Here is a 25049-nt window from a genome sequence, read left to right on the forward strand (position 1 = left end):
CGTCACCGTTCTGCCACTGACCGTTCTGCGGCACTGCTCCATGTCGAAGGTGAGCTTCGGCACCTTGAGGTCCTGGCTGATGCGATACGGCTCGTAGACCTCGCCGGCCGTGAACAGCGACGGCTCGATCGAAGAGGTGTTCTCCTCCAAAGACTTCCCGGCCGACACCCTTCTCGCCGCGCCCCATGGAGATCGTCAGGCCGAGCTCGAACTGATAGTCCGCCCAGCGGATCATCTGGACCGGGTCGGGGCGGGAGGTCGTGATGACGAAGTCCGGCGACCCGATCGGTACCGAATCCCATCGCAGATGCGCACGCCATCCATGACCTCGTCGTCGGGGGGACCGGTTCATCGTCGTGGCAGATAGGAGGACTGCCAAGAAGTCCTCGGATGTTTGGGGAGAGGACGTGCGTCAGGAAGGTCGATCTGGAGCGCGCACTCCCACAATCGGGCGCGTTCTGGCGGGTGTGCGCCTTGCGTGCGCCGATATGGATCCGTAGCCTGAGGTTAATCATCCGATGATTCGGTCGCCGGGACACTGCAGCCCAACGCATCTGCCGAAGATTCGCCGAGCCGTTTCGAGGAGCCCCTGTGTCCACCATCAGCGACCTGCGCGTGAGCGACGTCCGTTTCCCCACCTCGCGGGAGCTGGACGGCTCCGACGCCATGAATCCGGATCCCGACTACTCGGCGGCCTACGCCGAGCTGCGCACGAGCGACGGCGGCGTCGGTTACGGCCTCGTCTTCACCATCGGCCGAGGCAACGACGTGCAGTGCGCGGCCATCGAGGCGCTCGCCGGACATGTCGTCGGGCGCGAGGCGGACGAGCTGCTCGCCCATCTCGGCGACTTCTCCCGAGACCTGGTCGGCGATTCGCAGCTGCGCTGGCTGGGACCGGAGAAGGGCGTCATGCACATGGCGATCGGTGCCGTGGTCAACGCGGCATGGGACCTGCGGGCACGCCGGGAGGGCAAGCCTCTGTGGTTGCTGCTCGCAGAGCTGAGCCCCGAGGAGATCGTCGATCTCGTCGACTTCCGCTATCTCACCGATGCCCTCACCCGCGACGAGGCCCTCGAGATCCTGCGTCGCGGCGAGCCCGGGAAGGCTGACCGCATCGCCCAGCTCCAGGCACAGGGCGTGCCCGCCTACACCACCACGCCCGGCTGGCTCGGCTACAGCGACGAGAAGCTCGTTCGGCTGCTGCGCGAAGCGCGGGACGAGGGATTCGCGATGGTCAAGCTCAAGGTCGGAGCCGACATCGAGGACGATGTGCGCCGCATGCGGATCGCCCGGGAGACGATGGGGGAGGGTTACCCCATCGCGATGGATGCGAACCAGCGCTGGGACGTGGCCGATGCCATCGCCTGGCTCGAACAGCTCGCTCCCTATGACCCCGCCTGGATCGAAGAGCCCACCAGCCCCGACGACGTGCTCGCCCATGCTGCGATCCGCACCGCCATCGCCCCGCTGCGAGTGGCCACAGGGGAGCAGATGCAGAACCGGATCATCGCGAAGCAGCTGCTGCAGGCCGGCTCGATCGATGTGCTCCAGCTCGACGCGGCGCGGGTGGGAGGGGTCAACGAGAACATCGCGATCCTCCTCCTGGCCGCGAAGTTCGACATCCCCGTGTGCCCGCACGCCGGCGGCGTCGGACTGTGCGAGCTGGTCCAGCACTACGCCTTCTTCGACGCGGCAGCGGTGGCCGGGCCGCGATCGGACCGGTTCATCGAGTACGTGCACCATCTGCACGAGCACTTCGAGGACCCCGTCGTCATCCGGGACGGCGCCTACCAGGCACCGACACAGGCAGGTTCCAGCGCCGGCATGCACGAGGCGTCCATCCGGGATCACCTGTTCCCGGAGGGGACCGTCTGGAAGGATCCGAGCCATGTCGTCGTCGTCTGATCTCGGGGCACCCCCGCACTCTGAGGGCGCGGTCGGCGCGGACCCCCACGCCTGGTTCGACAAAGCCCGTTTCGGCCTCTTCGTCCACTTCGGTCTCTACGCGATCCCGGCGCGCCACGAATGGTCGATGACGCGCGAGCACCGCACGCTCGAGGACTACAGCCGGTATACGGAGTTCTTCGACCCCGACCGCTTCGACGCCCCGGACATCGCCCGCCGGGCCCGCGAGGCCGGGATGCGCTACGCCGTGCTCACCACCAAGCATCATGAAGGCTTCTGCCTGTTCGAGACGGAGCACACGGACTACTCGGCGCCGGACGTCTGCGGCCGTGATCTGGTGCGGGAGTTCGTCGACGCCCTGCGCGCCGAGGGCCTCCACGTCGGGTTTTACCATTCGCTACTCGACTGGGCGCATCCGGACTTCACGATCGATGTCAGCCATCCGCTGCGCGATCGGCCGGATGTCGAGGCCCTGAACTCCGGGCGGGACATGGCCCGATACCGCACGTACCTCCATGCTCAGGTGCGCGAGCTGCTCACGAACTACGGGCGGATCGACTACCTGTTCTTCGACTTCACCAACCCGGAGCGGGACGGCAAGGGCCCCGAGGACTGGGACGCCGAGAAGCTGCTGGCGATGGTGCGCGAGCTGCAGCCCACCTGCGTGGTCAACGACCGGCTCGGCATCCCCGGGGACCTCGTCACGCCCGAGCAGTACCAGCCGGCCGCCCCGATGACCTCGGCCGATGGTGCTCTCATGCGGTGGGAAGCCTGCCAGACCACCAACGGTTCCTGGGGGTACGACCGCGACAACCACGACCACAAGAGCCCGGACCTGCTGGTGCGGATGCTCGTCGATTCCGTGGCCAAGGGCGGCAATCTGCTGCTGAACGTCGGGCCCGACGGTCGGGGCGCCATCTCGTCGGCCGATCGGGAGATCCTCCGCCGGGTCGGGGAGTGGATGGACCTGCACGCCGCGTCGGTCCATGGCGCCGGTCCCGCCGACGGCCTGGTCGCGCCGCAGGGAACCATGCTCACCCTTCGCGGGGACCGCCTGTACGTGCACCTGACGACCTGGCCGATGCAGCACCTCCACCTTCCCGGCCTGTCGGGACGCGTGCGCTTCGCACGATTCCTGCATGATGGGTCCGAGGTCGCCCTGAGCACGATCGACCCGGACCAGCAGGCCATGAACATGACCCCGGCAGGTCTCGGACCCGATGTGCTGACGATGACCCTGCCCATCCGTCGGCCCGACCTGCTGCTGCCGGTGATCGAGCTCCGGCTCGATCAGACCTCCGGTTCGATCTGACTCCCGGCCCGATCCGCCCCGGGCGCTCAGAGCAACCCGTCGATCCCCACCTTCGAGGAGTGAAACCCATGGAGTCAGCAACTCCCGATCCCGTCGAGACCGCCCGCCATCGTCGTCCCGGGCCCGCCCGCCTGCCGGAGCTCGGCTTCGGCGCCGCCCAGCTCGGGAACATCTTCCGGGTCACCACCGACGAGGAGGCTCGCGGCGCTGTCGAGGCCGCCTGGGAGGGTGGTATCCGCCTGTACGACACGGCGCCCCACTACGGGGTCGGCACCAGCGAACGTCGCCTCGGAGCGCTGCTCGCCCCCTACCCCCGCGAGGAGTACCTGGTCTCGACGAAGGTGGGCCGCCTGCTGGTCCCCGGGCCCGGGGACGGCGACGACATGGCGAACGAGTTCGCCGTGCCGAACGACTTCGTGCGCCGGTGGGACATGACCGAGGAGGGCATCCGTCGCAGCCATGCCGAGTCGCTCGAGCGCTTGGGCCTGGACCGAGTGGACATCCTCTACCTCCACGACCCCGAGGAGGCGCCCGAGGAGCACTCGATGGACGAAGCGCTCGCCGCACTCGTCGCGATGCGCGACGAAGGGCTCATCAGCCGCATCGGGGTCGGCTCCAAGGGCGCCGACGTGCTCACGCGTGCGGTGCGCACCGGCCTGATCGACGTGGTCATGATGTCGGGTCGCTACACGCTGCTCGAGCAGCCGGCCGCCGCCGAGCTGCTGCCCGCATGCCTCGAGCACGGTGTCGAGGTCGTGGCGGTCTCGGTGTTCAACTCCGGGATCCTCTCGCGCCCCGTGGTGCCCGATACGGCGAAGTACGAGTACGGCGACGCCCCCGAGGATCTTCTGCAGCGAGCGCGCGAGCTGGCCGAGCTCGCCCAGGAGCATGGCGTCGAGCTGCCGGATCTGGCGATCCGGTATCCGCTGCGGCACCCGGCGATCGCCTCGGTCGTGCTGGGCATGCGCACCGCGGACCAGGTGCGCCAGAACATCGAGCGCATCGGCCAGGACATCCCCGAGGAGCTGTGGGAGCAGATCGGTGCGTGAGCCGGCAGGGGACCGTCGCACGAGCGCTGAGCTACCGGACAGCCCGCTCACCAGCACCGGGATGACCGACACGGGTATCACCGACACCCACCTGCACCTGTGGGACCGTTCCGGCGGCGGGTACGGCTGGCTCGGCGGGGCACCGGAGGCGCTGCGCCGTGACGCCCGCTGGGAGGAGGTCGCCCCGCAGCAGGTCGCGCTCGGCACCACGCGCGTCGTGCTGGTGCAGGCCGACGACACGCTCGCGGACACCAGGGCGATGCAGGACTCCGCGGCACGCATCGAAACCCTGCCGGGGAACGTGGACCAGGTCGACGTCGTCGCCTGGCTGCCGCTCGCCGATCCCGTGGCCACGGCGACGCTGCTGGACGACGCCGCAGCGATGCGCCGCGTCGTCGGGGTGCGCCATCTGGTCCACGACGATCCCGATCCCGGGTTCCTCGACCGGCTCGAGGTCCGGGAGAGCCTGACACTGCTCGCCGCCCGCGGGGTGCCGCTGGACGTCCCGGATGCCTTCCCCCGGCATCTGGATCAGGCGACCCGTCTCGCCGACGAGGTCGACAGCCTGGTCGTGGTGCTCGACCACCTCGGGAAGCCGCCGCTCGGGGACCCCCGGGACATGCCTCGATGGGAGACGTCCCTGAGAGCGTTCGCGGCGCGGGGGACGACGATCGCCAAGCTCTCCGGCCTGTCCACGAGCGGGCAGGGCTACGTCGCCGGCGCGGATCTCCGCCGGGCTGTGGACCTGGCGCTGGAGCTTCTCGGTCCCGAGCGCCTGATGTACGGCAGCGACTGGCCGATCGCTCCCGTGCCCTTCGATCTCGGCTCCGGCACGGGCGACCTGCTGGCTCTGCTGGCAGACCTGCCGGCGGCGGACCGCGAGCAGATCCTTCGCGGCACGGCGGCGCGCGTCTATCGGCGAGCGACCGACGGCGGACGCTGACCCGGATGATCCTGGCCCGGACGAGGTGACCCGGACGAGGTGCCGGCGCGGGCGCTGACCCTTCGGGGTCCAGTCGATCCCCGGGTCGGTCAGTCGACCGTGGTCCCCTTCAGGATCCAGCTCTCGACGCCTCCGATGTGGGCGGCGGCGTGCACCCGTGCGAGGTCTCCGCGACCGGCCTTCAGGGCGTCGAGGATGCGGCGGTGCTCGGCGAGCGTGGATTCCACGGCGGCATCCTCCGTGAGCCCTCGCCAGACCCGTGCCCGGGCGGTCGCGCTGGCGAGGCCCTCGAGCATCGAGGTGAGGTAGGCGTTGGGGCATCGGCTGGTGATGAGCTGATGGAAGTCGATGTCCGCCTGGACCAGCTCCTCGACCGAGGAGTGGTCGGACAGATCGACCATGAGCTGCTCGAGGCGCTCGAAGTCGTGATCGCTCAGATGCGGGCAGGCCTGTTCGACGGCCGTCGGCTCGAGCAGTCGCCGCACCTCGAGGATCTGCCCTTCACCGGAGCCCTGGTGCAGATCGAGGATGAACCCGAGGGACTCCACGAGCACGCTCGGTGCGAGCGAGGTGACATAGGTGCCGTCGCCCTGGCGCACGTCGAGCACGCGGATCACGGAGAGCGCCTTGACGGCCTCGCGCAGGGAGTTGCGGCTCACGCCGATGCGCTCCGCGAGCTCCTTCTCCGGGGGAAGGCGGTCCGCAGGTCCGAGCTCGCCGTCGATGATCATCTGCTTGATCGCGTCGATGGCCCGGTCGGTCACGGCGTGCGGTGCTGGCATCGCGTCCTACTCCTCGCTGGACCGGCGTACGTGCCGGTCACGACGTGTTCGATGCTAGTCGACCGTCGTCTCCCGCGGGGCGGGTACGGCGCAGCAGCCCGCGACCGGGAGGGGGCCGCCCGAGGCCGGGCAGTCGGGAGGCGGAAGAGCCGGAACTCGGGGGCGGGGGCGAGTCGTCACAGCACGGCATCGGCCGGGCGTCACGCCAGCGGCGAACAGGCGGGGCATCTGCGCCGAACCCGCGTAGTCTCGATCCATCACCACCACCGGACGGGGGAGGACCATGTTCGAACGCTTCACCGATCGCGCCCGCCGCGTCGTCGTCCTGGCGCAGGACGAGGCACGACTGCTGAATCACAACTACATCGGCACCGAGCACATCCTGCTCGGGCTGATCCACGAGGCCGAAGGGGTCGGCGCCAAGGCGCTCGAAGCCCTCGGCGTCACCCTCGATGCAGTGCGCGAGCAGGTTCGCGACATCATCGGCGAGGGCAACCAGACCCCCAGCGGCCACATCCCCTTCACGCCCCGTGCGAAGAAGGTGCTCGAGCTGAGCCTGCGCGAGGCGCTGCAGCTGGGCCACAACTACATCGGCACCGAGCACATCCTGCTGGGTCTGCTGCGCGAGGGCGAGGGCACGGCCGTCAAGGTCCTCTCCCGTCTCAAGGCCGAGCCGTCGGCCGTGCGCCAGGAAGTCATCGAGCGCCTCTCGGGCTACCAGGGCAAGGAGCCGGCCACGGCCGGCGGTCCGTCCGAGGGCCAGCCTGCCGGGTCGCTCGTGCTGGACCAGTTCGGTCGCAACCTCACCCAGGCTGCCCGCGAGGGCAAGCTCGACCCGGTCATCGGGCGGGACAAGGAAGCCGAGCGCGTGATGCAGGTGCTCTCGCGCCGCACCAAGAACAACCCTGTGCTGATCGGTGAGCCGGGCGTCGGCAAGACTGCGGTCGTCGAGGGCCTGGCCCAGGCGATCACCGCCGGGGACGTCCCCGAGACGCTCAAGGACAAGCAGCTCTACACGCTCGACCTCGGGTCGCTGGTGGCGGGTTCCCGGTACCGCGGTGACTTCGAGGAGCGCCTGAAGAAGGTGCTCAAGGAGATCCGCACCCGCGGTGACATCATCCTGTTCATCGACGAGATCCACACCCTTGTGGGTGCCGGTGCCGCCGAGGGCGCGATCGATGCCGCCAGCATCCTCAAGCCGATGCTGGCCCGCGGCGAGCTGCAGACCATCGGGGCGACCACCCTCGAGGAGTACCGCAAGCACATCGAGAAGGACGCGGCTCTCGAGCGCCGCTTCCAGCCGATCCAGGTGGATCAGCCTTCGGTCGCGCTGACGGTCGAGATCCTCAAGGGGCTGCGCGACAAGTACGAGGCGCATCACCGGGTGACCATCACCGATGCCGCGCTGGTGGCCGCCGCGAACCTCGCCGACCGCTACGTCAACGACCGCTTCCTGCCGGACAAGGCGATCGACCTGATCGACGAGGCCGGTGCGCGCCTGCGCATCCGTCGTCTCACCGCGCCGCCCGAGCTCAAGGAGTTCGACGCCCAGATCGAGACCGCGCGCACGAAGAAGGAGGAGGCGATCGACGGGCAGGACTTCGAGCTCGCCGCCTCCCTGCGTGATGAGGAGCAGCAGCTCAAGACGCAGCGCGACGAGAAGGAGAAGGCCTGGCGCCACGGCGAGACCGACGCGGTGACCACGGTCTCCGAGGAGGTCATCGCCGAGGTGCTCGCCGCCTCGACCGGCATCCCGATCGTCAAGCTCACCGAGGAGGAGTCCTCGCGTCTGCTCAACATGGAGGACGAGCTGCACAAGCGCGTCATCGGTCAGCACGAGGCGATCCGGGCACTGTCCCAGGCGATCCGCCGCACCCGTGCCGGGCTCAAGGACCCCAAGCGTCCCGGTGGCTCGTTCATCTTCGCCGGCTCCACCGGCGTCGGGAAGACCGAGCTCGCGAAGGCGCTCGCGGAGTTCCTGTTCGGGGACGACGAGTCGCTCATCCAGCTCGACATGTCCGAGTTCGGCGAGAAGCACACGGCCTCGCGCCTGTTCGGCTCGCCTCCCGGCTACGTCGGCTACGACGAGGGCGGCCAGCTCACCGAGAAGGTGCGTCGCAAGCCGTTCTCCGTGGTGCTGTTCGACGAGGTGGAGAAGGCCCATGTGGACATCTTCAACTCGCTGCTGCAGATCCTCGAGGACGGCCGGCTCACGGACTCCCAGGGCCGCGTGGTCGATTTCAAGAACACCGTGATCATCATGACCACCAACCTCGGTACCCGGGACATCGCCAAGGGCGTCTCCATGGGCTTCACCGCGGGCGGCGATCTGAACACCGATTACGAGCGCATGAAGTCCAAGGTGCACGAGGAGCTCAAGCAGCACTTCAAGCCCGAGTTCCTCAACCGCGTCGATGACGTGGTCGTGTTCCCGCAGCTGTCGCAGGACGAGATCGTGCAGATCGTCGACCTGATGGTCGCGAAGCTCGCCGTGCGACTGGCGGAGAAGGACATGACCATCGAGCTCACCGATGGGGCCAAGAAGCTGCTCGCCGAGAAGGGCTACGACCCGGTCCTCGGTGCGCGGCCCCTGCGCCGCACGATCCAGCGCGACATCGAGGACGTCCTCTCGGAGAAGATCCTCTTCGGCCAGGTCCATGTGGGCGACACGATCGTCGTCGACGCGGAGGGCGAGGGTCTCCTCGGCGAGCTGACCTTCAGCCGCCGTGACGAGAACGGTGTTCTCGAGTCGATCACCGAGACGGTCGATGTGACGTCAGTGACCAAGGCCCGTGCCGAGGAGCTGTCCCGTCCTGACGGGGCGGCGAGCCCGGGCACGGACAACGCGGAGGCCAGCGCCTCCTGACCGGTATGAGGCCGGCCCCGTCCGCGTGGACAGGGCCGGCCTCTCCGGATTGCGGTGGTACCCGGTCGCCCACCGCAGCACGCCCCGCTCGACGGGCTCTCACCACGGCGACGCCAGTCGCGGTCGGAGCCCGTCGAGCGGCAGCACTGCTGAGACGACGCTGACACCGTCACCAGGACCGAGGAACAGGAGGGACAGATCGCATGGGCGGATTCTTCGACTGGATGCTGTCCCTGACCGGCCAGGTCGAGGACTGGATCATGGTCGTCGCCGACGCCTGGTGGATCTACCTCGTCGTCTACGGCTTCGCGGCGTTCGACGGCTTCTTCCCGACGGTTCCCAGCGAATCGACGATCGTCTCGCTCTCCTCGCTCTGGTCCTCCTCCGGCCGCCCCTACATCATCCTGATCGGTATCGCGGCCTGGATGGGCGCCTGGACAGGGGACAACCTCGGGTACTACCTGGGCCGGAAGATCGGCTGGCACCGCTTCAAATTCCTGCGCGAGGGCAAGGGCCGACGAGCCGTCGAGGCCGCCGAGGCGGGCCTGGAGCGCCGGGCCCTCGTCTTCCTCATGACAGCTCGCTACATCCCCTTCGGTCGGACCGCGGTGAACCTGGTGGCCGGAGCAGTCCGCTACCCGCACAAGGAGTTCTGGCCGCGGTCGTTGCTGTCCACGTTCGTGTGGGCCGCCTACTCCTGCGCCATCGGTGCGGTGGCTGGAGCCTGGTTCGGCGAGCATCACCTGTTGGCGATCACCGCGGCGCTGGTCGCCGCCGTCGTGCTCGCCCTCGTCGCGGAGCGGGTGATCAACGCCGTGCACAACGCCCTCGACCGTCGGGCGGAGCAGAAGGCCGCTGACAGCTCGGACAGCACAGACAGCACTGGCCCCGCTGCTCACGTCGACGGCACCGGCACCGCAGTGGCTCAGGATGCCACCGCGTCCGCTACCGCCAGCCCCGCCACCGGCACCACCGCCACGGATGCCGATGCGGCCGCCGGGGCCACCGACGCCGGCGATGGGACCGCTGACCGGGGTGCTGCTGGATCCGCGGCCCCGCTCGAGCGCTCCGAGCAGACCGCCGCGGAGGAGCCGAGCATCTCCGAGGAGGATCTGCTCCTCACCGAGTCCGGAAGCATTCCCGCACAGAGTCAGGACAGCCCTGCATGACCCTCATCATCCGCCCTGCTCTGCCGGCAGACGTCCGCGGGATCAATCGACTGGTCGAGCCGATGACCCACACGGGGATCCTGCTCGGGAAGGACCTGGTCTCCTATTACGAGGCCGTCCAGGAGTTCCTGGTCGCTGTCGATGAGGAGGGTGCAGTCGTCGGCTGCGGTGCCCTCCACGTGATGTGGGAGGACCTCGCCGAGGTCCGGACCCTCGCCGTGAGCGATGCGCAGCGCGGCACGGGGCTGGGGCACCGCCTGCTGGATGCGCTGCTGGACCGTGCCCTGCAGCTGGGCCTGAGCCGCGTCTTCTGCCTCACCTTCGAGGTCGACTTCTTCACGCGGCACGGCTTCGAGGTCATGGCTGACGTGGTGGACCCCGAGATCTACAACCAGCTTCTGCGATCACCCGACGAGGGCATCGCGGAGTTCCTCGATCTGGCCCGCGTCAAGCCCAACACCCTCGGCAACACCCGCATGATCAAGGCACTGCTCCCGAACGACTGAGCGCCATGAATCTGTCGACGTCGGCGTCGACGTCGGCTCACGCTGGTGCCTCAGGGGAGACGCAGTCGCTCTGCCGAGTGCACCGCGAGCCCGTCCGCCACGAGCGAGGCCTCGCATCGGGCGACCCGCTCAGGATCTGTGGTGTTCAGGGCGAGCAGCACTTCGTGCGTCGCCTCTCCGTCACGTCGCAGCACGGCCATGATCTGTCCTCGCAGCTGTCGATCCGTGCCCTCGAAAGACTGCCGGCGACGGGACCCCTCGGGTGCGGCAGGGCTGCCTGCGGCAACCCATGCGCACCCGGCCTCGGCCAGAGGGCACTGCACGCACCGTGGGGACCGCGCCGTGCACACGAGGGCCCCGAGCTCCATCACCGCCTGGTTCCAGGCGACGGATCGATGACGCTGCGGCGGAAGGCACCTGGTGGCCAGCGCACGTTCGGCCGCGGAGTAGGACGGGGCCGGGAGGGCGAGCCCCTGGACGCTGCGTGCGAGCACGCGACGGATGTTGGTGTCCACGACGACTGCGCGCTGATGATGGGCGAAGGCGGTCACCGCGGCAGCGGTGTATTCGCCGATCCCGGGCAGCGCCCTTAGCGCTTCGAGGCCATGGGGCACTGCACCACCGTGCTCCCGGACGATCATCTGCGCGCACTGCTGCAGGCGCAGCGCCCGACGGGGGTAGCCGAGTCGGTCCCATGCCCGCAGGACCTCTGCGGTCGGGGCGTCAGCGAGGTCGGCGGGCGTCGGCCAGCGCTGCATCCAGTCGGTCCAGCGCGGCAGGACCCGGACCACCGGAGTTTGCTGCAGCATCACCTCGGAGACGAGCACGGCCCAGGGACTGGCGTCGTCGTGGCGCCAGGGGAGGTCACGTCCGTGGTGTCCGAACCAGTCGATCACGGTGTCGATGATCGTCTCGAGCTCCGGGTCGTCCCTCGCGCTCTCGGCATCGAGAGGTGGCTCGGGCTCGACATGACCGACGCGGGGCGGGACCGAGAGGTCCCGCCCCGCGTCGAGGTGGTGCGGTGCGAGAGCACCTGTCATATCGTTCAGGCCTGGGGCGGGGTGGTGCCGCCGTGCTGCACGACGAGCGCGTCGCGGATCTCGGTGAGGAGGACGATGTCCTCGGAGAGCGCGGTCTCCTCCTCCTCGGGGAGCCCACGACGACGACGGTCGAGCTTGCGGGCATGCGCGATCGGCAGCACGAAGACGAAGTAGACGACGGCCGCGGTGATCAGGAAGGCGATGATCGCGGAGAGGATCCCGCCGATGTCGACCAGGGTCGAGTCGTTGGTGATCTTGAAGGCGAGGCCGTTGACGTTGCCGCCGCCGAAGACGTTGATGATCGGCTGGATCAGGTTCTCCACGAACGCACCGATGAGCGCGGTGAACGCGGAGCCGATCACGACACCGACCGCGAGGTCGATGACGTTGCCCTGCATGACGAAGTCCTTGAAGCCCTTCATGGGACATCCTTACTGAGGAGGGGGGGGGGAGAGCGGGACGGACCGTCGAGATGGCCCATCGGGACTCTAGCCGATCAGAGAGATGCTCAACCAGCCTTCATGGAGTGAGTGGGCCAGGTCTCCTGATCGGTGCCGCTCCACAGCGACCAGCACGTCCGCGGGGACACCCGCTCCTGGAGCCACGATCGAGGACCCGGTGGGCTGCGCGGCCGGGACCTCGACCACCCGCGCGGCGATGCGCTCGGGGGAGCCGAGGTCCGGCCCCGTGCTGAGGATCTCGATCTCGGCACCTGGTGTCAGCCGGGAGGCGAGAACCGCTGGGATCGGGACGGCCATCAGGACGGACCCCTCGGGCACCTCTGCCGCGCCCCCGCCCGTGAGCACCCCGGGAAGCACGGGAGCTCCGGCCGGCAGGGGCAGCGCCGTCTCCCGGCCCACCAGTTCCTCCCGCGTGGCCGGTGCCCCGGCCGGTACCAGTTCCGCCGCAATACGTATCTCGCGCAGCTGGTGCGCGGCGAGCTCCGTGCCTGCCGGGAGCTCGACGGCGGTGACCACCATGGAGCGCCCGTGGACGGCCGGCGGCAGCAGCGCCGGGGTGAGGGCTGCGATCAGGAGAGCCGCCGCGAGCACGGCGAGGGTTCGGCGACGTCGACGCACGGAGCGTCGCAGGAGCGGAAGCTGTGCACGGATCCAGGTGAGCATGAGGACGACGCTAGGTCGGCGCGCAGGCCCTGCTCTCCTCGGGCCCGCTCGCGGTGGATGAACGGCCTCTGGGGAGGAGAGGTCACGGTCCGGCAGATCGGTCCGGCAGATCAGCCCATCAGCTCTGCTGCGGAGATCGTGCTTTGACGTCCCGGTGTCAGGACGCGGTGGTCGCTGCTGCTGCCGGCTTGGAGGTCGAGGCGCCGCTGCTGGAGCTGTCGCTGCTCGAGGTGGAGCTCGCCGAGGACGCGGAGGAGGCTGAGGAGCTCGAATCACTCGAGGAGCTGCTCGACCCCGAGGTCGCGGAGGACGACGAGGAGGCAGCGGAATCCGTGGAGTAGAAGCCGGGGCCCTTGAAGACGATGCCCACGGAGTCGAAGACCTTGCGGAGGGTGTCCTGAGTGCACTCGGGGCAGGTCACCAGCGAATTCTCGCTGAAGCTCTGGTACTGCTCGAACCGATGACCGCAGCTCTTGCAGGCGTAGACATAGGTGGGCACGCGGAGTCCTCCGGAATGTTCTCTCAACAGGGCCGCGGAAGACGCGACCGCGAAGAGTCTACGACTCCTGGACCCATCCCGGCGCTCCGGGGCCATCGATCGTGACCAGGCAGACGAGGCCGGCGGCGGTGAGCACTGCCGGGATGGGGACGTCGTGCTCGCCCCGGGGGAGAGTTCCGGCGTCGAGCACCTCGTCGGGATGCACGACGGCCACGACGTCGGTCCGTGAGGAGATCCCGGACAGGGCCCGATCGTAATAGCCGGCGCCGTGGCCGATCCGGGTCCCCGCACGATCCACCGCCACGGCGGGGGCGAGCACCAGAAGCGCGTGCGCGAGGGCGTCGGGCCCGTGATGCCGGCCCGTCGGCTCCTTGCCGAAGCCGCGGCCGGGGGAGTCGACGAAGGGCGAGGTGCCGTCCCAGGACACCCAGTCGAGCTCACGGCCGGCGGCGACGGGGAAGATCAGCTGTGCGCCGAGCTCGGAGAGCCGTCGGGCCAGGGGCATCACATCTGCCTCGGTGGGCGTGGGGTGATAGGCGGCCACGAGCGGAGGGCCGGAGGCGCCGTCGGCGCGGTCTGCTCCGGTGCCGCTCTCGCACGCCGCGCGCACCAGGTCGAGCAGGGGGGCGGCGTGCGCGAGGAGCTGCTGCGACTCCTGGTCGCGCCGCAGGGCGCCCTCGGTGCCGCCGTAGGATCGTGTGCGCCGTGCCCGCAATGTGGTGCGGAGCACTTTCTTGCGAGCCGCCATCGCCTCGGTATCCATGGGCCAAGACTCCCATATCCCCTCGAGCATCCCCGCGAGCGCTGCTCGGGCACCGAGACCCGCCCGGCAACGCTTGCGGGAACCAGCGCGGGTGGCATTCCTGCACGGAGTTCTTGCACACGGGTCTCATTCCTTCTCCGACTCGTCCCGGCATCCGTGAATGTCTTTATGCGCCCCTCTCCGAGCTTGATTCCAGCGCCCGCGGAGTTCCCGCCGGGGCGCCGTGCCCGGGGTGCCCTGCGGGTCCCGCGAGCAGTGCGCCCGCCCGTGCCCCGCCCGTGCCGGGTCCAAGCGGCTGGACCGCGTGCGGGGGCGGGTCCGCTTCCGTCTACGATGACGAGATGGTTCATGTGTGGCCGCTGACACTCCGTGACGGGGAGCTCGCCCTGCGGCCCCTGCGACGCCGAGACCGCGCGGACTTCGAGCGGCTGCGGGAGCGCAATCGGGACTGGCTGCGCCCCTGGGACGCGACCGATCCCGATCGTCCCGCCCGACAGATCCCCTTTGCTGCGCTGCGACGTTGGAACGAGCAGCAGGCGCGGCTCGGGCTCTATCTCCCTCTGGTGATCACGGTGCGTGGTCGGGTGGTCGGCCAGATCACGGCGGGCCCCATCCAGTACGGCGCGCTGCGCAGCGCGGTCCTGGGCTACTGGATCGACCGGGAGCAGGCGGGAGCGGGTCTGGTCCCGCGGTCGGTGGCCCTGGTGATCGACCATCTGTTCGCCGAGCTCGGCATCCACCGGATCGAGGTGACGGTGCGCCCGGAGAACGCCTCGAGCCTGCGGGTGGTCCAGAAGCTGCATCTGCGTCCCGAAGGGCTGAGGCGCTCCGCGATCCACGTCGACGGATCGTGGAGGGACCATCTCGTCTTCGCGCTCACCGCCGAGGAGATCGTCACCGGACATGACGGTCGGGGAGTTCTCGCCAGACTTCATCACGAGTTCCCTCCCGACACGCCCGCGGGGTGACCAGGGAAATCACATCGGTGTCATTACTGTAGAGGCGTGGAGTCCATTAATCTCGGCGCCGTCCTGTTCGGCCTTCTGCTGCTGCTCTGGGTGGCCTATGCCCTGCCGCGCACGGCCGGCCGCCGCGAGGTGATGGGACGCGCACGCGCCTCGGAACTCTCCGAGATGTCCTCGGAGGCCCGGGACCTGTCCGCGGCCGTCCATTCCCGCCGCTCTTCCCACGAGGTGAATGCCGCCATGTCCCAGGACCGTCTTCTGCTGCGTCCCGCTGATCCGACCAGTCGACCGCGATTCGACGCGGTGCCCGGTGCCCGCATCGATCTCCTCGAGGAGCGGACCCGGTCGCGCCGTCTGATGCGGATCTTCCTCGCGGGGATGATCGCGCTCACCCTCGCCCTGGTCGCCCTGGCGATCGCAGGGGTCGTCGCAGGGTGGATCCCGGTGATCGCTGTCGTCGCCGTGGCGATCTACCTCGTGGGCCTGCGTCGGGCCGAGCTGGAGCGTCGGGCCCGCATCACGCGAGCGGCAACCCTGAGTCGCCAGGAGCGTGCTCAGCGGGAGACCGCTCGTCGTGCCGCCGATTCTGCCGTCCCTGCGGTCGAGCCCGTGATCGCCCACGCCCCGCCGGAGAAGCCCGTGCAGCGAGCGCCGCTCGAGGCGACGACCGAGCGCGCCGCGCATCAGGTCACGGCCGCCGGCGAGTGGACGCCGCGTCCGGTCCCGCGTCCCACCTACGCGCTGCGCGGTGAGGTCGATGACCTCGCCACCCGCCACGCCGCTCATCGTCAGAGCATGCAGCCTGCGTCGGTGCCGCTCGAGAACGGCTCCGTCGAGGAGCTCGAAGCGGTCGACGAGGCCTACGCGCCCGCTCAGAACCTGCACCTGGACGAAATCCTCGCCCGCAGACGGGCCTGATCGCCCAGGCCCCTGAACGGAGTCTCGAGATGAGTGCGCTGGCACGGATGGCCCGGATCGACCGGGCGCTCGCCCGTGAGGGCTGGGCGGAGCGGCCCGTCGGCGTCCTGGACCTCGATGCGTTCGACGCCAACCTCGAGGACCTCGCCCACCGCGCGCAGGGCACCCCGATCCGGGTCGCCTCGAAATCGCTCCGAGTCCGGGCCCTCTTGGACCGTGCGCTCGCACATCCGGCCTATCAGGGCGTCCTCGCCTACACGGTGCCCGAGGCGATCTGGCTGGCGAAGCGCGGGATCGACGACATCGTGGTCGCGTACCCGACAGCTGAGCGCGGCGCACTGCGGCTCCTCCTGACCGATCCGGAGGCGCTGGACGCGATCACCCTCATGGTCGACGAGACCGCGCAGCTCGATCTGATCCTCGCCGCGACCGCCGACATGTGGCCCCGCCGTGGCGGGCGACGCCTGCGGATCGCGATCGAGCTCGACGTCTCCTATGCGCCGGTCCGAGGGCTCCGCTTCGGCGCTCTCCGGTCCCCGGTCCGCACCCCGGAGCAGGCGGTCGCGCTGGCTCGCGAGGTCGTCCGCCGTCCAGAGCTCGAGCTGGTCGGACTGATGGCCTACGAGGGGCATATCGCGGGCGTCGCCGACTCTGCCCGCACGCCGTACGCGGCCGCCGTGCGGGCGATGAAGGCCCTCTCACGCCGGGAGATCGCGCAGCGGCGGGCCGACGTGGTCACGGCAGTGCGCACCGTCGCCGATCTGGAGTTCGTCAACGGCGGCGGCACCGGATCGATCGAGTCGACCGGTGCCGAGCCCGCCGTGACCGAGATCGCCGCCGGATCGGGTCTGATCGGACCGGCGCTCTTCGACGGCTATCGGGGCTTCCGCCCGCAGCCCGCCCTCCATCTGGGGTTCTCGGTGGTGCGGCGTCCTGCCCCCGGTGTCGCGACCCTCCTCGGTGGCGGCTGGATCGCGAGCGGGGTCACCGGCGCGGACCGGCAGCCGACGATCGCCCACCCCGCCGGGCTCACCTTCGCCGCGCAGGAAGGGGCGGGGGAGGTGCAGACGCCCGTGCTCGGTGCCGCAGCGGACACGCTGCGGGTGGGGGACACCGTCTGGCTCCGCCATGCCAAGGCAGGGGAGCCCGCCGAGCACCTCCTGGGCTACGTGCTGGTTGCGGACGTCGGCGCCGGTACTGGAGCCGGCTCTGGCTCTGGCTCCCGACAGAGCGACGACGCGGGCCAGATCGAGATCGTCGAGTTCACCCCGACCTATCGTGGCGAGGGCACAGCGTTCCTCTGAGCAGTGCCGGAGCCTCTGGACCGATCATCACGCAGCGAAGGAGCTTCCGTGCGCAACACCTCCGTCCTTACCAGCACCTGGAGCGGTGCCCATCGATGGGCCCCGAGGCACCTCCTGGTCCCGCGCGACGAGGGCGAGGTGCTCACCGGGATCGCCCTGGCCCGGGACGCCAGGATCCCGCTGAGGGTGATCGGGGGCGGGCACTCCTTCACTCCGCTGGCCGCGACCGATGGCGTGGCCATGTCCCTCGATGCGCACCAGGGTCTCGTGCACGCGGATCCAGTCACCGGCCTGGTGACCCTGCGCGGCGGCACCCGGCTGTGGGAGATCGCCGAGCTGCTCGCACCGTACGCTCTGGCGCTGCCCGTTATGGGGGACATCGACCGCCAGTCGATCGCGGGCGCGATCCAGACGGGGACCCACGGCACCGGCGCCCGCTTCACCGGATTCTCCGGGATGGTGCGCGGCCTGCGGCTCGCGCTGGCCGACGGCAGCGTGGTGGAGGCGTCGCCCGACCGGGAGAGGGACCTCTTCGAGGCGGCCCGGCTCGGACTGGGCACGATCGGCGTGGTCCTCGAGGTCACCCTCGCCTGCGTGCCGGTCTATCGCTTGGACCTGGTCGAGAGCACCGAGGAGATCGGGCCGACGGTCGGATCGTTCCTCCAGGACTCCTCGATCACCGATCACCAGGAGTTCTTCTGGTTCCCCCGCACCAGGCGGGCCACGGTGCGCACCAGCCGCCGCGTCGCCCAGGGCACCCCGCGGCAGCGGCCCCACCGCGTGACGGAGGTCATCCAGCAGGAGGTCCTCGGCAACGCGGCCTGGGACCTGATGTGCCGCGGCGCGGCCGTGATCCCCGGGCTCAGCCGACCCGCCGCCGAGCTCGCCTCGCGCCTGTTCGCCGGACCGCATGTGGTGGACGATTCCGCCTCGGTGTTCACCGCCCCGCGCCGGGTGCGCTTCCAGGAATCGGAATGGGCGATCCCCGCGCACCGCTTCGAGGAGGCCTTCGAGGCGCTGCGCACCCGATTCGAGGACGAGCGCGTGCGCGTCACCTTCCCGCTCGAGGTGCGACGGGCCGCGGCCGACGACGTCTGGCTCTCGACCGCGTACGGACGCGACACCGTCTACCTCGCGGCGCACCGCTATCACCGTGAGGAGGCCGGGCCGTTTCTGCTGATGGTCCAGCGCACCCTGGCCCCGTTCGCCGCCCGTCCCCACTGGGGCAAGAAGCATTGGCTGGGCCGCCGGGACCTGGCGGCCCTGTATCCCCGCTTCGAGGACTTCCGGGCGGTCCGGGCGGCGGCGGATCCTGACGGGGTGCTGCTGACGGGATATCTCCGGCACCTGCTGGGGTGACCCCGGCACCGGCTGTGCGGACCAGTTCGCCCGAAAGAGTCGTCGGCCCGTCGTGGTGCGTGAAGGGTCGTCCGTGCACTGTCACCGGCGGCGGGCACCGAGCGGTTCGGACTAGGCTCGTGGTGATGAACACCTCGACTGCGCAGACGGCGCCTTCCTTCGTCCCGAGCCCCGACCATCTCCTGGACATCGCGACCACTGCCGCGCGGGCCGCGGCCGACTACATCCGCTCGCTGGACCGCGAGCACCTGACCCGTGAGTACAAGACCTCCAACCATGACATCGTCACCGAGCACGACAAGGCCAGCGAGGACATCATCGTCGCCGAGCTGCGTCGGCTGCTCCCCACCTGCCGCATCGTCGGTGAGGAGGGCGGGGAGCGACCCGCGGAGGAGGGAGCGCCCGGCGCGGATCCCGCAGAGCCCGTCGTGACGTTCTACGTCGATCCGATCGACGGGACCAGCAACTTCGCCGCCGGTCTGCCCCTGTTCTGCGTCTCCATCGGCGTGGCGGTGGGCGACGAACTGGTGGCCGGCGTTATCGACGCCCCGGTCCTCGGCCAGGTGTTCACCGCGGCGGACGGGCCGGCGATGCTCAACGGCCGCGAGCTCAGGCCGCGCTCGACGAACGATCCCGCTGATGCTCTCGTGCTGTCCGGATTCCCGGGACAGCGCGGCTGGAAGGAGTTCCCCGAGCTCGCGGGCCGGGCCCAGAGGGAGCTGGAGAACGGCCTCTCCGCGATCCGTCACCTCGGCTCGGCCGCCATCGAGCTCGCCTATGTCTCCGCCGGCTGGGCGGATGCGACGTTCCTCGCCTCCATCAACGCGTGGGACATCGCCGCCGGATTCCACATCCTGCGCCGTGCCGGCGGGTCGGTGCGCACCTGGCCGGGCCGCGGGGAGACGGGGCAGCCCGATTTCCTGAACCCGGCGTATGTGGCATGCACCGGGCCGGAGCGCCTGGACCTGGTGGACCGCGTGTTCGAGGAGGTCCAGGCTCTGCGCGACGCGGATCTGTGATCCTCGTCAAGGCGATCCCGACGAGTTCTCACCCGGGGCTTCCCGGTGGTAATCTGGCGGGGTCGCCATGCGACATGGGGCTATGGCGCAGTTGGTAGCGCGTCTCGTTCGCAATGAGAAGGTCGGGGGTTCGAATCCCCCTAGCTCCACCGAGGAACCCCCTGGTCAAGAAATTGGCCAGGGGGTTCTCCCGTTCCCGGAGGGCCGCCGCGCAACAGGTGTCGCCGTGCCCCCGGTCAGGAACGCAACGGTGCAGAGGAGCTGCCATGGAGATCCGCGATGCGACCGTCGCGCACCTGGAGGGCATCACCACGATCTACAACGACGCGGTCCGGCGCACCACGGCGATCTGGAACGACCATCCCGTGGACCGAGAGGACCGCGCGACCTGGCTCGCCCGGCGACATCAGGAGGGGTTCCCCGTGCTGGTATGCGTCGAGGACGCCGTCGAGGACGCCGTCGAGGACGCCGTCGAGGACGCCGTGGAAAACGCGGTCGAGGACGCTGACCGGAGCGATCCCCCCGACGCGGTGCTCGGCTATGCGACCTACGGGGCGTTCCGGCCCCATGACGGCTTCCGGGGCACCGTGGAGGACTCCGTCTACGTGCGCGACGACCAGCAGGGCAGGGGCATCGGCAGATCGCTTCTGGAGGCGCTCATCGCCCGTGCCCGGGAACAGGACGTCCAGGCCATGATCGCCGCGATCGAGGCCGGGAACGCCGGCTCGGTGAGACTCCACGAGAAGCTCGGGTTCGAGCACCGTGGGACCCTGCCGCGGGTCGGCACGAAGTTCGGCCGCCGCCTGGATCTCGCTCTGCTCCAGCTGGAGCTGCAGGACCAGCCGTCGGCTGCGGTCAGCCCGGAGGGATCGGCCGGAATCGGCCACTCGTCCCCCGTGTGAGGAGCACGGCCGCGGCCGGCGAGATGCAGCCGACGCTTCCTTCGAGATGGTCGATGACGACCGCGAGCGCGTGCCGAGCGGCGGCATCCTCGTCGGCGGGCGTCGTCGCGTCGACCGCGAACCGCAGGACCGCGCGTCCCACCCGTCGGCCGGCGATCAGCGGCGCCTCGACATCCTTCTTCTCGACCACGTGCAGCGTGCCGAGGGCCAGGGCGGCCTGCTCGATCACGTCGTGCGGGGAGCAGCCCGGGAGGAGCTCCCCGATGGGCAGGTGCATGCGATAGCTCGGCATGCTGCTCAGGCTAGTGGTCCCCGGGCGCCGTGCCCGCACTGTCCAGTCCTCGTCCTGCAACCCGCCCTCGTCGTGCAACCCGCCCTCGTCGTGCGACCTGTCCTCGTCGTCCGTCCCGCCCTAGTGGTGCCGCCTGCCTTCGTCGTGCGACCCATCGTCACCCTGCGGCGCACCGTCGTCCCGACGCAGGCGATAGGGTCCAGTCGGGTCGACGGTCGACGCGGAGAGCGGCACGTCGGACGACGCAGGGGAGAGGGACTCGATGACCGGCAGCATCGTGCTGATCCATGCCGTGCGCTCCTCGCGCACCATGTGGACGGGCCAGACCCGCCGCCTGCGTCGGCGCGGGTTCCAGGTGATCGCTCCCGACCTCCCCGGTCATGGCATGCGACGCGCAGAACCGTTCACGCTCGAGGGTGCTCTGGCCACGATCGAGGAAGCCGTCGCTGCGTGCGACGAACCCCCGGTGCTGGTCGGTCTGTCGCTCGGCGGGTACCTGACCCTCCACTGGGCCTCCCGCAACCCGGACCGTCTGGAGGCAGTCGTCGCGGCGGACTGCACGATCGTGCCGGGCCCCGCGACGGCGAGGCTCTACGGCCTGTGGATCTCGATGAAGGACTGGCTCCCCGGTGACTCCGATGCCCGGGTGGAGCGGGCCTTCGCCCGGCGTCACTCCCGCAAGGCCGCCCGGCGCTACTACGGAGGCGGGCGCGCCCACGGCGTCGTGCGCACGGTGGTGCGCACCATCAGCTCGCTCGACCTCCTCGCCGACGTCGCGACGATCGACGTGCCGCTGACCTTCCTCAACGGCGAGCACGACCCGTTCCGCCGTCACGAGGCACTCTTCCTGGAGGCCGCCCGCGATGGGGAGCTGGTGATCCTCGACGATGCCGGGCACATCGCCAACCTCTCCCGACCCAAGCGCTTCGCGAAGGTGCTGCGGCGCGTGGCGACCGGCGAGCGGATTCCGCAGCCGCTGTCTCCCTGAGCTCGCCCGGTGTGGCCGGTGTGTTCGGTGCCTCCCGCGCCGTAGGCTGATCCCATGGAGAACCGCACCCTGCGCGTCGGATTCGTCCCCGGTGTCGAACCTGATCGCTTCCTGCGTCGTTGGAAGTCCGGCCGACGGGACGCCTGGCTCGAGCTCATCCCGATCCCGCTCTCGCAGCAGCACCTCGCCCTTCAGCGCGGCGACGTCGACATGTGCTTCGTGCGCCTGCCGATCCCCACCGACGACCTCCACGTCGTGAGTCTGTGGGAGGAGCGCGGTGCGATCGTGACGGGCACCGAGAACGTGCTGAGCCTTCTGGACGAGGTCACCGAGAGCGATCTCGCGGAGGAGACGGAGATCCCCGCCGAGCATCTCGACGATGCCGCGGACCGCGTCGCCGTCGTCGCGGCCGGTGTGGGCTACACCCGCATGTCGCTGTCGCTGGCCCGCCTCCACCACCGCAAGGACGCCGTGCATCGGCCGTTGGTGGACGCCGAGCCCACCCGCATCGCGCTGGCCTGGCCCCGCGCGAGCGATGACGAGGTGCGTCAGGAGTTCGTCGGCGTGGTCCGCGGTCGCACGTCCCGCTCCAGCCGCTGACAGGCCGGCACTCGGGGCGGGATCCCACACCCCCGAGCTGAGACAGACACCCGATACCGAGGAGAGCATCCATGACCGAGCAGAGCAGCACGACCGAGCAGAACAGCATGACCGAGCAGAACCGCACCCCCGATCAGAGCGCCGCCGGCCAGAACCAGCCGCCGCACATGAACGTCGAGAGCTTCAACCTCGACCACCGGACCGTCGCCGCCCCGTACCTCCGGATCGCCGATCGCAAGGAGCTGCCCGGCGGCGACGTGCTCACGAAGTTCGACGTGCGCTTCACCCAGCCCAACGTCGAGCATCTGGAGTCCGAGACCGTCCACTCCCTCGAGCACATGATGGCCGAGCACATGCGCAATCACAGCGACGTCGTCCTGGACGTCTCGCCGATGGGCTGCCGCACCGGCTTCTACGTGCTGCTGATCGGTGATCACACCGCCGAGAGCTTCGCCCCCGTCCTGGAGGCGACCCTGCGCGACCTGATCGCGGCCGACGAGGTCCCCGCCGCCAACGAGATCCAGTGCGGCTGGGGCGCCCACCACACGCTCGAGGGCGCCCAGGCGGCGGCCCGGACGTTCCTCGCCGAGCGCGGCTCCTGGGAGCAGGTCAGCGCGAGCTGAGGCCCTCGCGCACCGCCGCCAGCAGGCGCGCGGTGCGCTCATCGGTCGCGATGTCGTCGATCGAGACGGGGCGCAGCTCCGCATCGGCCAGCGGGATCCGCCAGTTCGGGTACTCCTCGTCGGTGCCCGGCTGGTTCTGGATCCGGCGCTCGCCCACGCAGTCCACGAGCGAGACGCCCAGCAGCATCGACGGGGTGCGCGCCAGATGCCGGTGCAGGGCGATGACCGTGTCCTCGATCCCGGGGTCGGGAGCGAGCAGACCGTCGCTGCGCAGCAGGTCGAGCACCTGCTCGCGGCCCGCGGCGTCGGCCTCCAGCTCCTCCTCCAGGGGGCGCTCGAGCAGCCCGAGCTCATGACGCAGAGAGACATGGTCCCCGGCGAGATAGCCGGCCGTGGGCGGCAGATCATGGGTGTTCACCGAGGACATGCACAGCGTGCGATAGTCCGCGGCCGGAAGCGGCCGCCGTTCGGCATCGTTCTCGAACCAGAGGATCGACGTCCCCAGGATCCCGCGGTCGACCAGATAGTCCCGGACCCACGGCTCGAACGTGCCGAGATCCTCGCCGACCACGACCGTGCCGGAGCGCTCCGCCTCCAGAGCGAGGATGCCGATCATCGCCTCGTGGTCGTAGGAGACATAGGCGCCGTCGGACGCCTCATGGCCCTCGGGGATCCACCACAGCCGGAACAGCCCCAGCACGTGGTCGATCCGCAGGGCACCCGCATGGCGCATGAGGGTGCGCAGCATGTCCCGCCACGGACGATAGGAGGCCTCCCGCAGTCGCTCGGGATGCCACGGGGGCTGGTGCCAGTTCTGGCCCTGCTGGTTGTACTGGTCGGCGGGAGCGCCCACGGTGGCGCCGCGGGCGAGGACCCTGCGCAGCCTCCAGGAATCGGCGCCGATCTCCTCGACGCCGACGGCGAGGTCGTGCATGATGCCGATGCGCATCCCGGCGTCCCGGGCGGCCGTCTGCGCGGCGCTGAGCTGCTCGTCGAGCAGCCACTGCGTCCACACGTGGAAGTCGACCCGCTGCGCGAGCTCGGTGCGTGCCCGCTCGACGGTCTCGTCGTCGAGATCTGCCAGGCTCTGCTCCTCGCCGGCGGACCGTGCGTTCTCCGCGATCGCGGACCACAGCGCGAAGTCCTCGAGGCCCTGACCCTCGCGGCGGCGATAGGCCGCGAGCAGAGCACGGCGACCTGCGGTCAGCGGCATGGCGAACAGCTCCTCGAGGGCCTCCAGCTTCGCCGCGAGCACGTCATCCCGCTCCAGGCGGTCCACCCGGGTGTTCCAGCCCTCGACCCTGCGCCGGGACAGTGCGACGCGCTGCCGGGCGTGCTCCGGCAGATCCCGCCATTCCGGGACGTCCTCGATCCGGAGGTACAGCGCGCTGGTGAAGCGCCGGGTCACCGGGAGGTACGGGGACGGCTCGACCGGTGGCGTCGGATAGGAGGCGTGCAGCGGATTGATCAGGAGGAAGTCCGCCCCGTGGCAGGCGCCGGAGATCGCGGCGAGATCGCGCATGTCGGCGAGGTCCCCGATGCCCCAGGACCGGGAGGAGCGCACCGAGTACAGCTGTGCCTGGATCCCGTAGGCCCGTCGGGCGGCGAACCCCTCATGGACCGTCAGGCGCGCCGGGGTGACGACGACGTCTGCCGTAGCGGTCCCCACGAGCGTCTCGGCGACGAGCTGGTGCCAGCCCAGCGGGAGACCCGCGGGGATCCTGAACCGGGCCCGGCCGCGCAGGGTGCCGTCGAGGTCGACGGGCGGGGTGAGATCGTCGACCTGCTCGAGATCACGGCGGCCGCCGTCCTCCAGGAGCAGGTGGACGGTGACCGGGCTGCCGTGATCGACATGCACCGGCACTGTCGTGCCGTGGTCGGTGCGCAGCACCGTCACCGGGGGCAGGGTGCGGGCCCACGGGGCGTGCTCGTGCTCGCGGCGGATTCGGTCGATGTCCTCCGGGGTGTCCGCCCGTGCGCCGAGGGCGGCGAGCACGGAGCGCAGGGTGTTCTCGTCGACATCCTTGAGCGTCCCGTCCCAGCCCCAGTACTCGGTGCTGACACCGAGATCGCGGGCAAGATCACGCAGCGCTGTGGGTTCCGGGGACATGGCGCAATCGT

General features: G+C 70.0%; 24 protein-coding genes, 1 tRNA gene and 1 pseudogene. 18 read left to right on the forward strand and 8 right to left on the reverse strand.

Going from position 1 to position 25049, the window contains the following annotated elements:
- Positions 1–591: 591 nt before the first annotated feature.
- The 4 genes from ACT3UL_RS15795 (at position 592) to ACT3UL_RS15810 (ending at position 5209) form a co-directional block, all read left to right on the forward strand.
- Positions 592–1905, forward strand: coding sequence for an enolase C-terminal domain-like protein (locus ACT3UL_RS15795; RefSeq protein WP_444579315.1), 1314 nt, complete (start codon positions 592–594; stop codon positions 1903–1905).
- Positions 1889–3217 (forward strand): alpha-L-fucosidase, encoded by a 1329-nt coding sequence (locus ACT3UL_RS15800; protein ID WP_444579316.1) that lies wholly within the window; start codon positions 1889–1891, stop codon positions 3215–3217. Before ACT3UL_RS15795 ends, ACT3UL_RS15800 begins: the two co-directional genes overlap by 17 nt.
- A 68-nt stretch (positions 3218–3285) precedes the next feature.
- Positions 3286–4266, forward strand: a complete 981-nt coding sequence (locus tag ACT3UL_RS15805; RefSeq protein WP_444579317.1) for an aldo/keto reductase — start codon at positions 3286–3288, stop codon at positions 4264–4266.
- A 61-nt stretch (positions 4267–4327) separates the two neighbouring features.
- Positions 4328–5209 (forward strand): amidohydrolase family protein, encoded by an 882-nt coding sequence (locus tag ACT3UL_RS15810; RefSeq protein WP_444579319.1) that lies wholly within the window; start codon positions 4328–4330, stop codon positions 5207–5209.
- A gap of 89 nt (positions 5210–5298) precedes the next feature.
- Here the strand turns inward: ACT3UL_RS15810 and ACT3UL_RS15815 are convergent, their stop codons facing one another.
- The gene (locus ACT3UL_RS15815) at positions 5299–5991 is read right to left on the reverse strand and encodes a FadR/GntR family transcriptional regulator (protein WP_444579321.1); all 693 of its coding nucleotides are present in this window, start codon (positions 5989–5991) and stop codon (positions 5299–5301) included.
- Between the two features lie 283 nt (positions 5992–6274).
- Here ACT3UL_RS15815 and ACT3UL_RS15820 point away from each other — a divergent pair, with 283 nt between their 5' ends.
- The 3 genes from ACT3UL_RS15820 (at position 6275) to ACT3UL_RS15830 (ending at position 10532) form a co-directional block, all read left to right on the forward strand.
- Entirely contained in the window at positions 6275–8857 is a 2583-nt protein-coding gene (locus ACT3UL_RS15820) for an ATP-dependent Clp protease ATP-binding subunit (protein ID WP_444579322.1), read from the forward strand.
- A gap of 203 nt (positions 8858–9060) precedes the next feature.
- The gene (locus tag ACT3UL_RS15825; RefSeq protein WP_444579324.1) at positions 9061–10026 is read left to right on the forward strand and encodes a DedA family protein; all 966 of its coding nucleotides are present in this window, start codon (positions 9061–9063) and stop codon (positions 10024–10026) included.
- Positions 10023–10532, forward strand: a complete 510-nt coding sequence (locus tag ACT3UL_RS15830; RefSeq protein ID WP_444579325.1) for an amino-acid N-acetyltransferase — start codon at positions 10023–10025, stop codon at positions 10530–10532. The genes ACT3UL_RS15825 and ACT3UL_RS15830 overlap by 4 nt, the downstream gene beginning before the upstream one ends.
- Before the next feature lie 50 nt (positions 10533–10582).
- Here ACT3UL_RS15830 and ACT3UL_RS15835 read toward each other — a convergent pair whose 3' ends face one another.
- The 3 genes from ACT3UL_RS15835 to ACT3UL_RS15845 form a co-directional block, all read right to left on the reverse strand.
- On the reverse strand, positions 10583–11572 hold the full coding sequence (locus tag ACT3UL_RS15835; RefSeq protein WP_444579326.1) for an A/G-specific adenine glycosylase: 990 nt from the start codon (positions 11570–11572) through the stop codon (positions 10583–10585).
- A gap of 5 nt (positions 11573–11577) precedes the next feature.
- On the reverse strand, positions 11578–11994 hold the full coding sequence (gene mscL, locus ACT3UL_RS15840; RefSeq protein WP_444579328.1) for a large conductance mechanosensitive channel protein MscL: 417 nt from the start codon (positions 11992–11994) through the stop codon (positions 11578–11580).
- Between the two features lie 66 nt (positions 11995–12060).
- Entirely contained in the window at positions 12061–12696 is a 636-nt protein-coding gene (locus ACT3UL_RS15845) for an SAF domain-containing protein (protein ID WP_444579330.1), read from the reverse strand.
- A 167-nt stretch (positions 12697–12863) separates the two neighbouring features.
- Here ACT3UL_RS15845 and ACT3UL_RS15850 point away from each other — a divergent pair, with 167 nt between their 5' ends.
- Positions 12864–13037: a hypothetical protein gene (locus tag ACT3UL_RS15850; protein ID WP_444579389.1), complete on the forward strand. Its 174-nt coding sequence runs from the start codon at positions 12864–12866 to the stop codon at positions 13035–13037.
- A 14-nt stretch (positions 13038–13051) separates the two neighbouring features.
- Here the strand turns inward: ACT3UL_RS15850 and ACT3UL_RS15855 are convergent.
- Both ACT3UL_RS15855 and ACT3UL_RS15860 read right to left on the reverse strand, forming a co-directional pair.
- Positions 13052–13291, reverse strand: a pseudogene (locus tag ACT3UL_RS15855) (FmdB family zinc ribbon protein); the annotation flags it as partial.
- Positions 13254–13958, reverse strand: a complete 705-nt coding sequence (locus tag ACT3UL_RS15860; protein ID WP_444579332.1) for a 5-formyltetrahydrofolate cyclo-ligase — start codon at positions 13956–13958, stop codon at positions 13254–13256. The gene ACT3UL_RS15860 and the pseudogene ACT3UL_RS15855, both read right to left, overlap by 38 nt.
- Before the next feature lie 341 nt (positions 13959–14299).
- Here ACT3UL_RS15860 and ACT3UL_RS15865 point away from each other — a divergent pair, with 341 nt between their 5' ends.
- The 7 genes from ACT3UL_RS15865 (at position 14300) to ACT3UL_RS15895 (ending at position 20425) form a co-directional block, all read left to right on the forward strand.
- Entirely contained in the window at positions 14300–14926 is a 627-nt protein-coding gene (locus ACT3UL_RS15865; RefSeq protein WP_444579334.1) for a GNAT family N-acetyltransferase, read from the forward strand.
- Between the two features lie 36 nt (positions 14927–14962).
- Positions 14963–15841, forward strand: a complete 879-nt coding sequence (locus tag ACT3UL_RS15870) for a hypothetical protein (RefSeq protein WP_444579335.1) — start codon at positions 14963–14965, stop codon at positions 15839–15841.
- Between the two features lie 29 nt (positions 15842–15870).
- Entirely contained in the window at positions 15871–17145 is a 1275-nt protein-coding gene (locus ACT3UL_RS15875; RefSeq protein WP_444579337.1) for an alanine racemase, read from the forward strand.
- 48 nt (positions 17146–17193) lie between these two features.
- Positions 17194–18504, forward strand: coding sequence for a D-arabinono-1,4-lactone oxidase (locus ACT3UL_RS15880; RefSeq protein WP_444579339.1), 1311 nt, complete (start codon positions 17194–17196; stop codon positions 18502–18504).
- A gap of 125 nt (positions 18505–18629) precedes the next feature.
- A complete protein-coding gene (locus ACT3UL_RS15885; protein ID WP_444579341.1) occupies positions 18630–19523 on the forward strand; it encodes an inositol monophosphatase family protein in 894 nt (297 codons plus the stop codon).
- Positions 19524–19599: 76 nt separating this feature from the next.
- Positions 19600–19672, forward strand: a tRNA-Ala gene (locus tag ACT3UL_RS15890).
- 117 nt (positions 19673–19789) lie between these two features.
- The gene (locus ACT3UL_RS15895; RefSeq protein WP_444579342.1) at positions 19790–20425 is read left to right on the forward strand and encodes a GNAT family N-acetyltransferase; all 636 of its coding nucleotides are present in this window, start codon (positions 19790–19792) and stop codon (positions 20423–20425) included.
- Here ACT3UL_RS15895 and ACT3UL_RS15900 read toward each other — a convergent pair.
- Positions 20379–20717 (reverse strand): hypothetical protein, encoded by a 339-nt coding sequence (locus tag ACT3UL_RS15900; RefSeq protein ID WP_444579344.1) that lies wholly within the window; start codon positions 20715–20717, stop codon positions 20379–20381. The two genes, ACT3UL_RS15895 and ACT3UL_RS15900, sit on opposite strands and share 47 nt — an antisense overlap.
- A gap of 262 nt (positions 20718–20979) precedes the next feature.
- Between ACT3UL_RS15900 and ACT3UL_RS15905 the strand changes: the two genes are divergently transcribed.
- From ACT3UL_RS15905 to ACT3UL_RS15915, 3 genes are all read left to right on the forward strand, one after another.
- Positions 20980–21705 (forward strand): alpha/beta fold hydrolase, encoded by a 726-nt coding sequence (locus ACT3UL_RS15905; protein WP_444579345.1) that lies wholly within the window; start codon positions 20980–20982, stop codon positions 21703–21705.
- 54 nt (positions 21706–21759) lie between these two features.
- Complete coding sequence (locus tag ACT3UL_RS15910) at positions 21760–22305, forward strand: LysR substrate-binding domain-containing protein (protein WP_444579346.1); 546 nt, start codon at positions 21760–21762, stop codon at positions 22303–22305.
- Positions 22306–22412: 107 nt separating this feature from the next.
- Positions 22413–22928 (forward strand): S-ribosylhomocysteine lyase, encoded by a 516-nt coding sequence (locus ACT3UL_RS15915; RefSeq protein ID WP_444579387.1) that lies wholly within the window; start codon positions 22413–22415, stop codon positions 22926–22928.
- Here the strand turns inward: ACT3UL_RS15915 and malQ are convergent.
- On the reverse strand, positions 22915–25038 hold the full coding sequence (gene malQ, locus ACT3UL_RS15920) for a 4-alpha-glucanotransferase (protein ID WP_444579347.1): 2124 nt from the start codon (positions 25036–25038) through the stop codon (positions 22915–22917). The two genes, ACT3UL_RS15915 and malQ, sit on opposite strands and share 14 nt — an antisense overlap.
- Between the last annotated feature and the right edge of the window lie 11 nt (positions 25039–25049).

It is taken from the genome of Brachybacterium sp. 107 (assembly GCF_052379725.1).
Lineage (GTDB): Bacteria > Actinomycetota > Actinomycetes > Actinomycetales > Dermabacteraceae > Brachybacterium.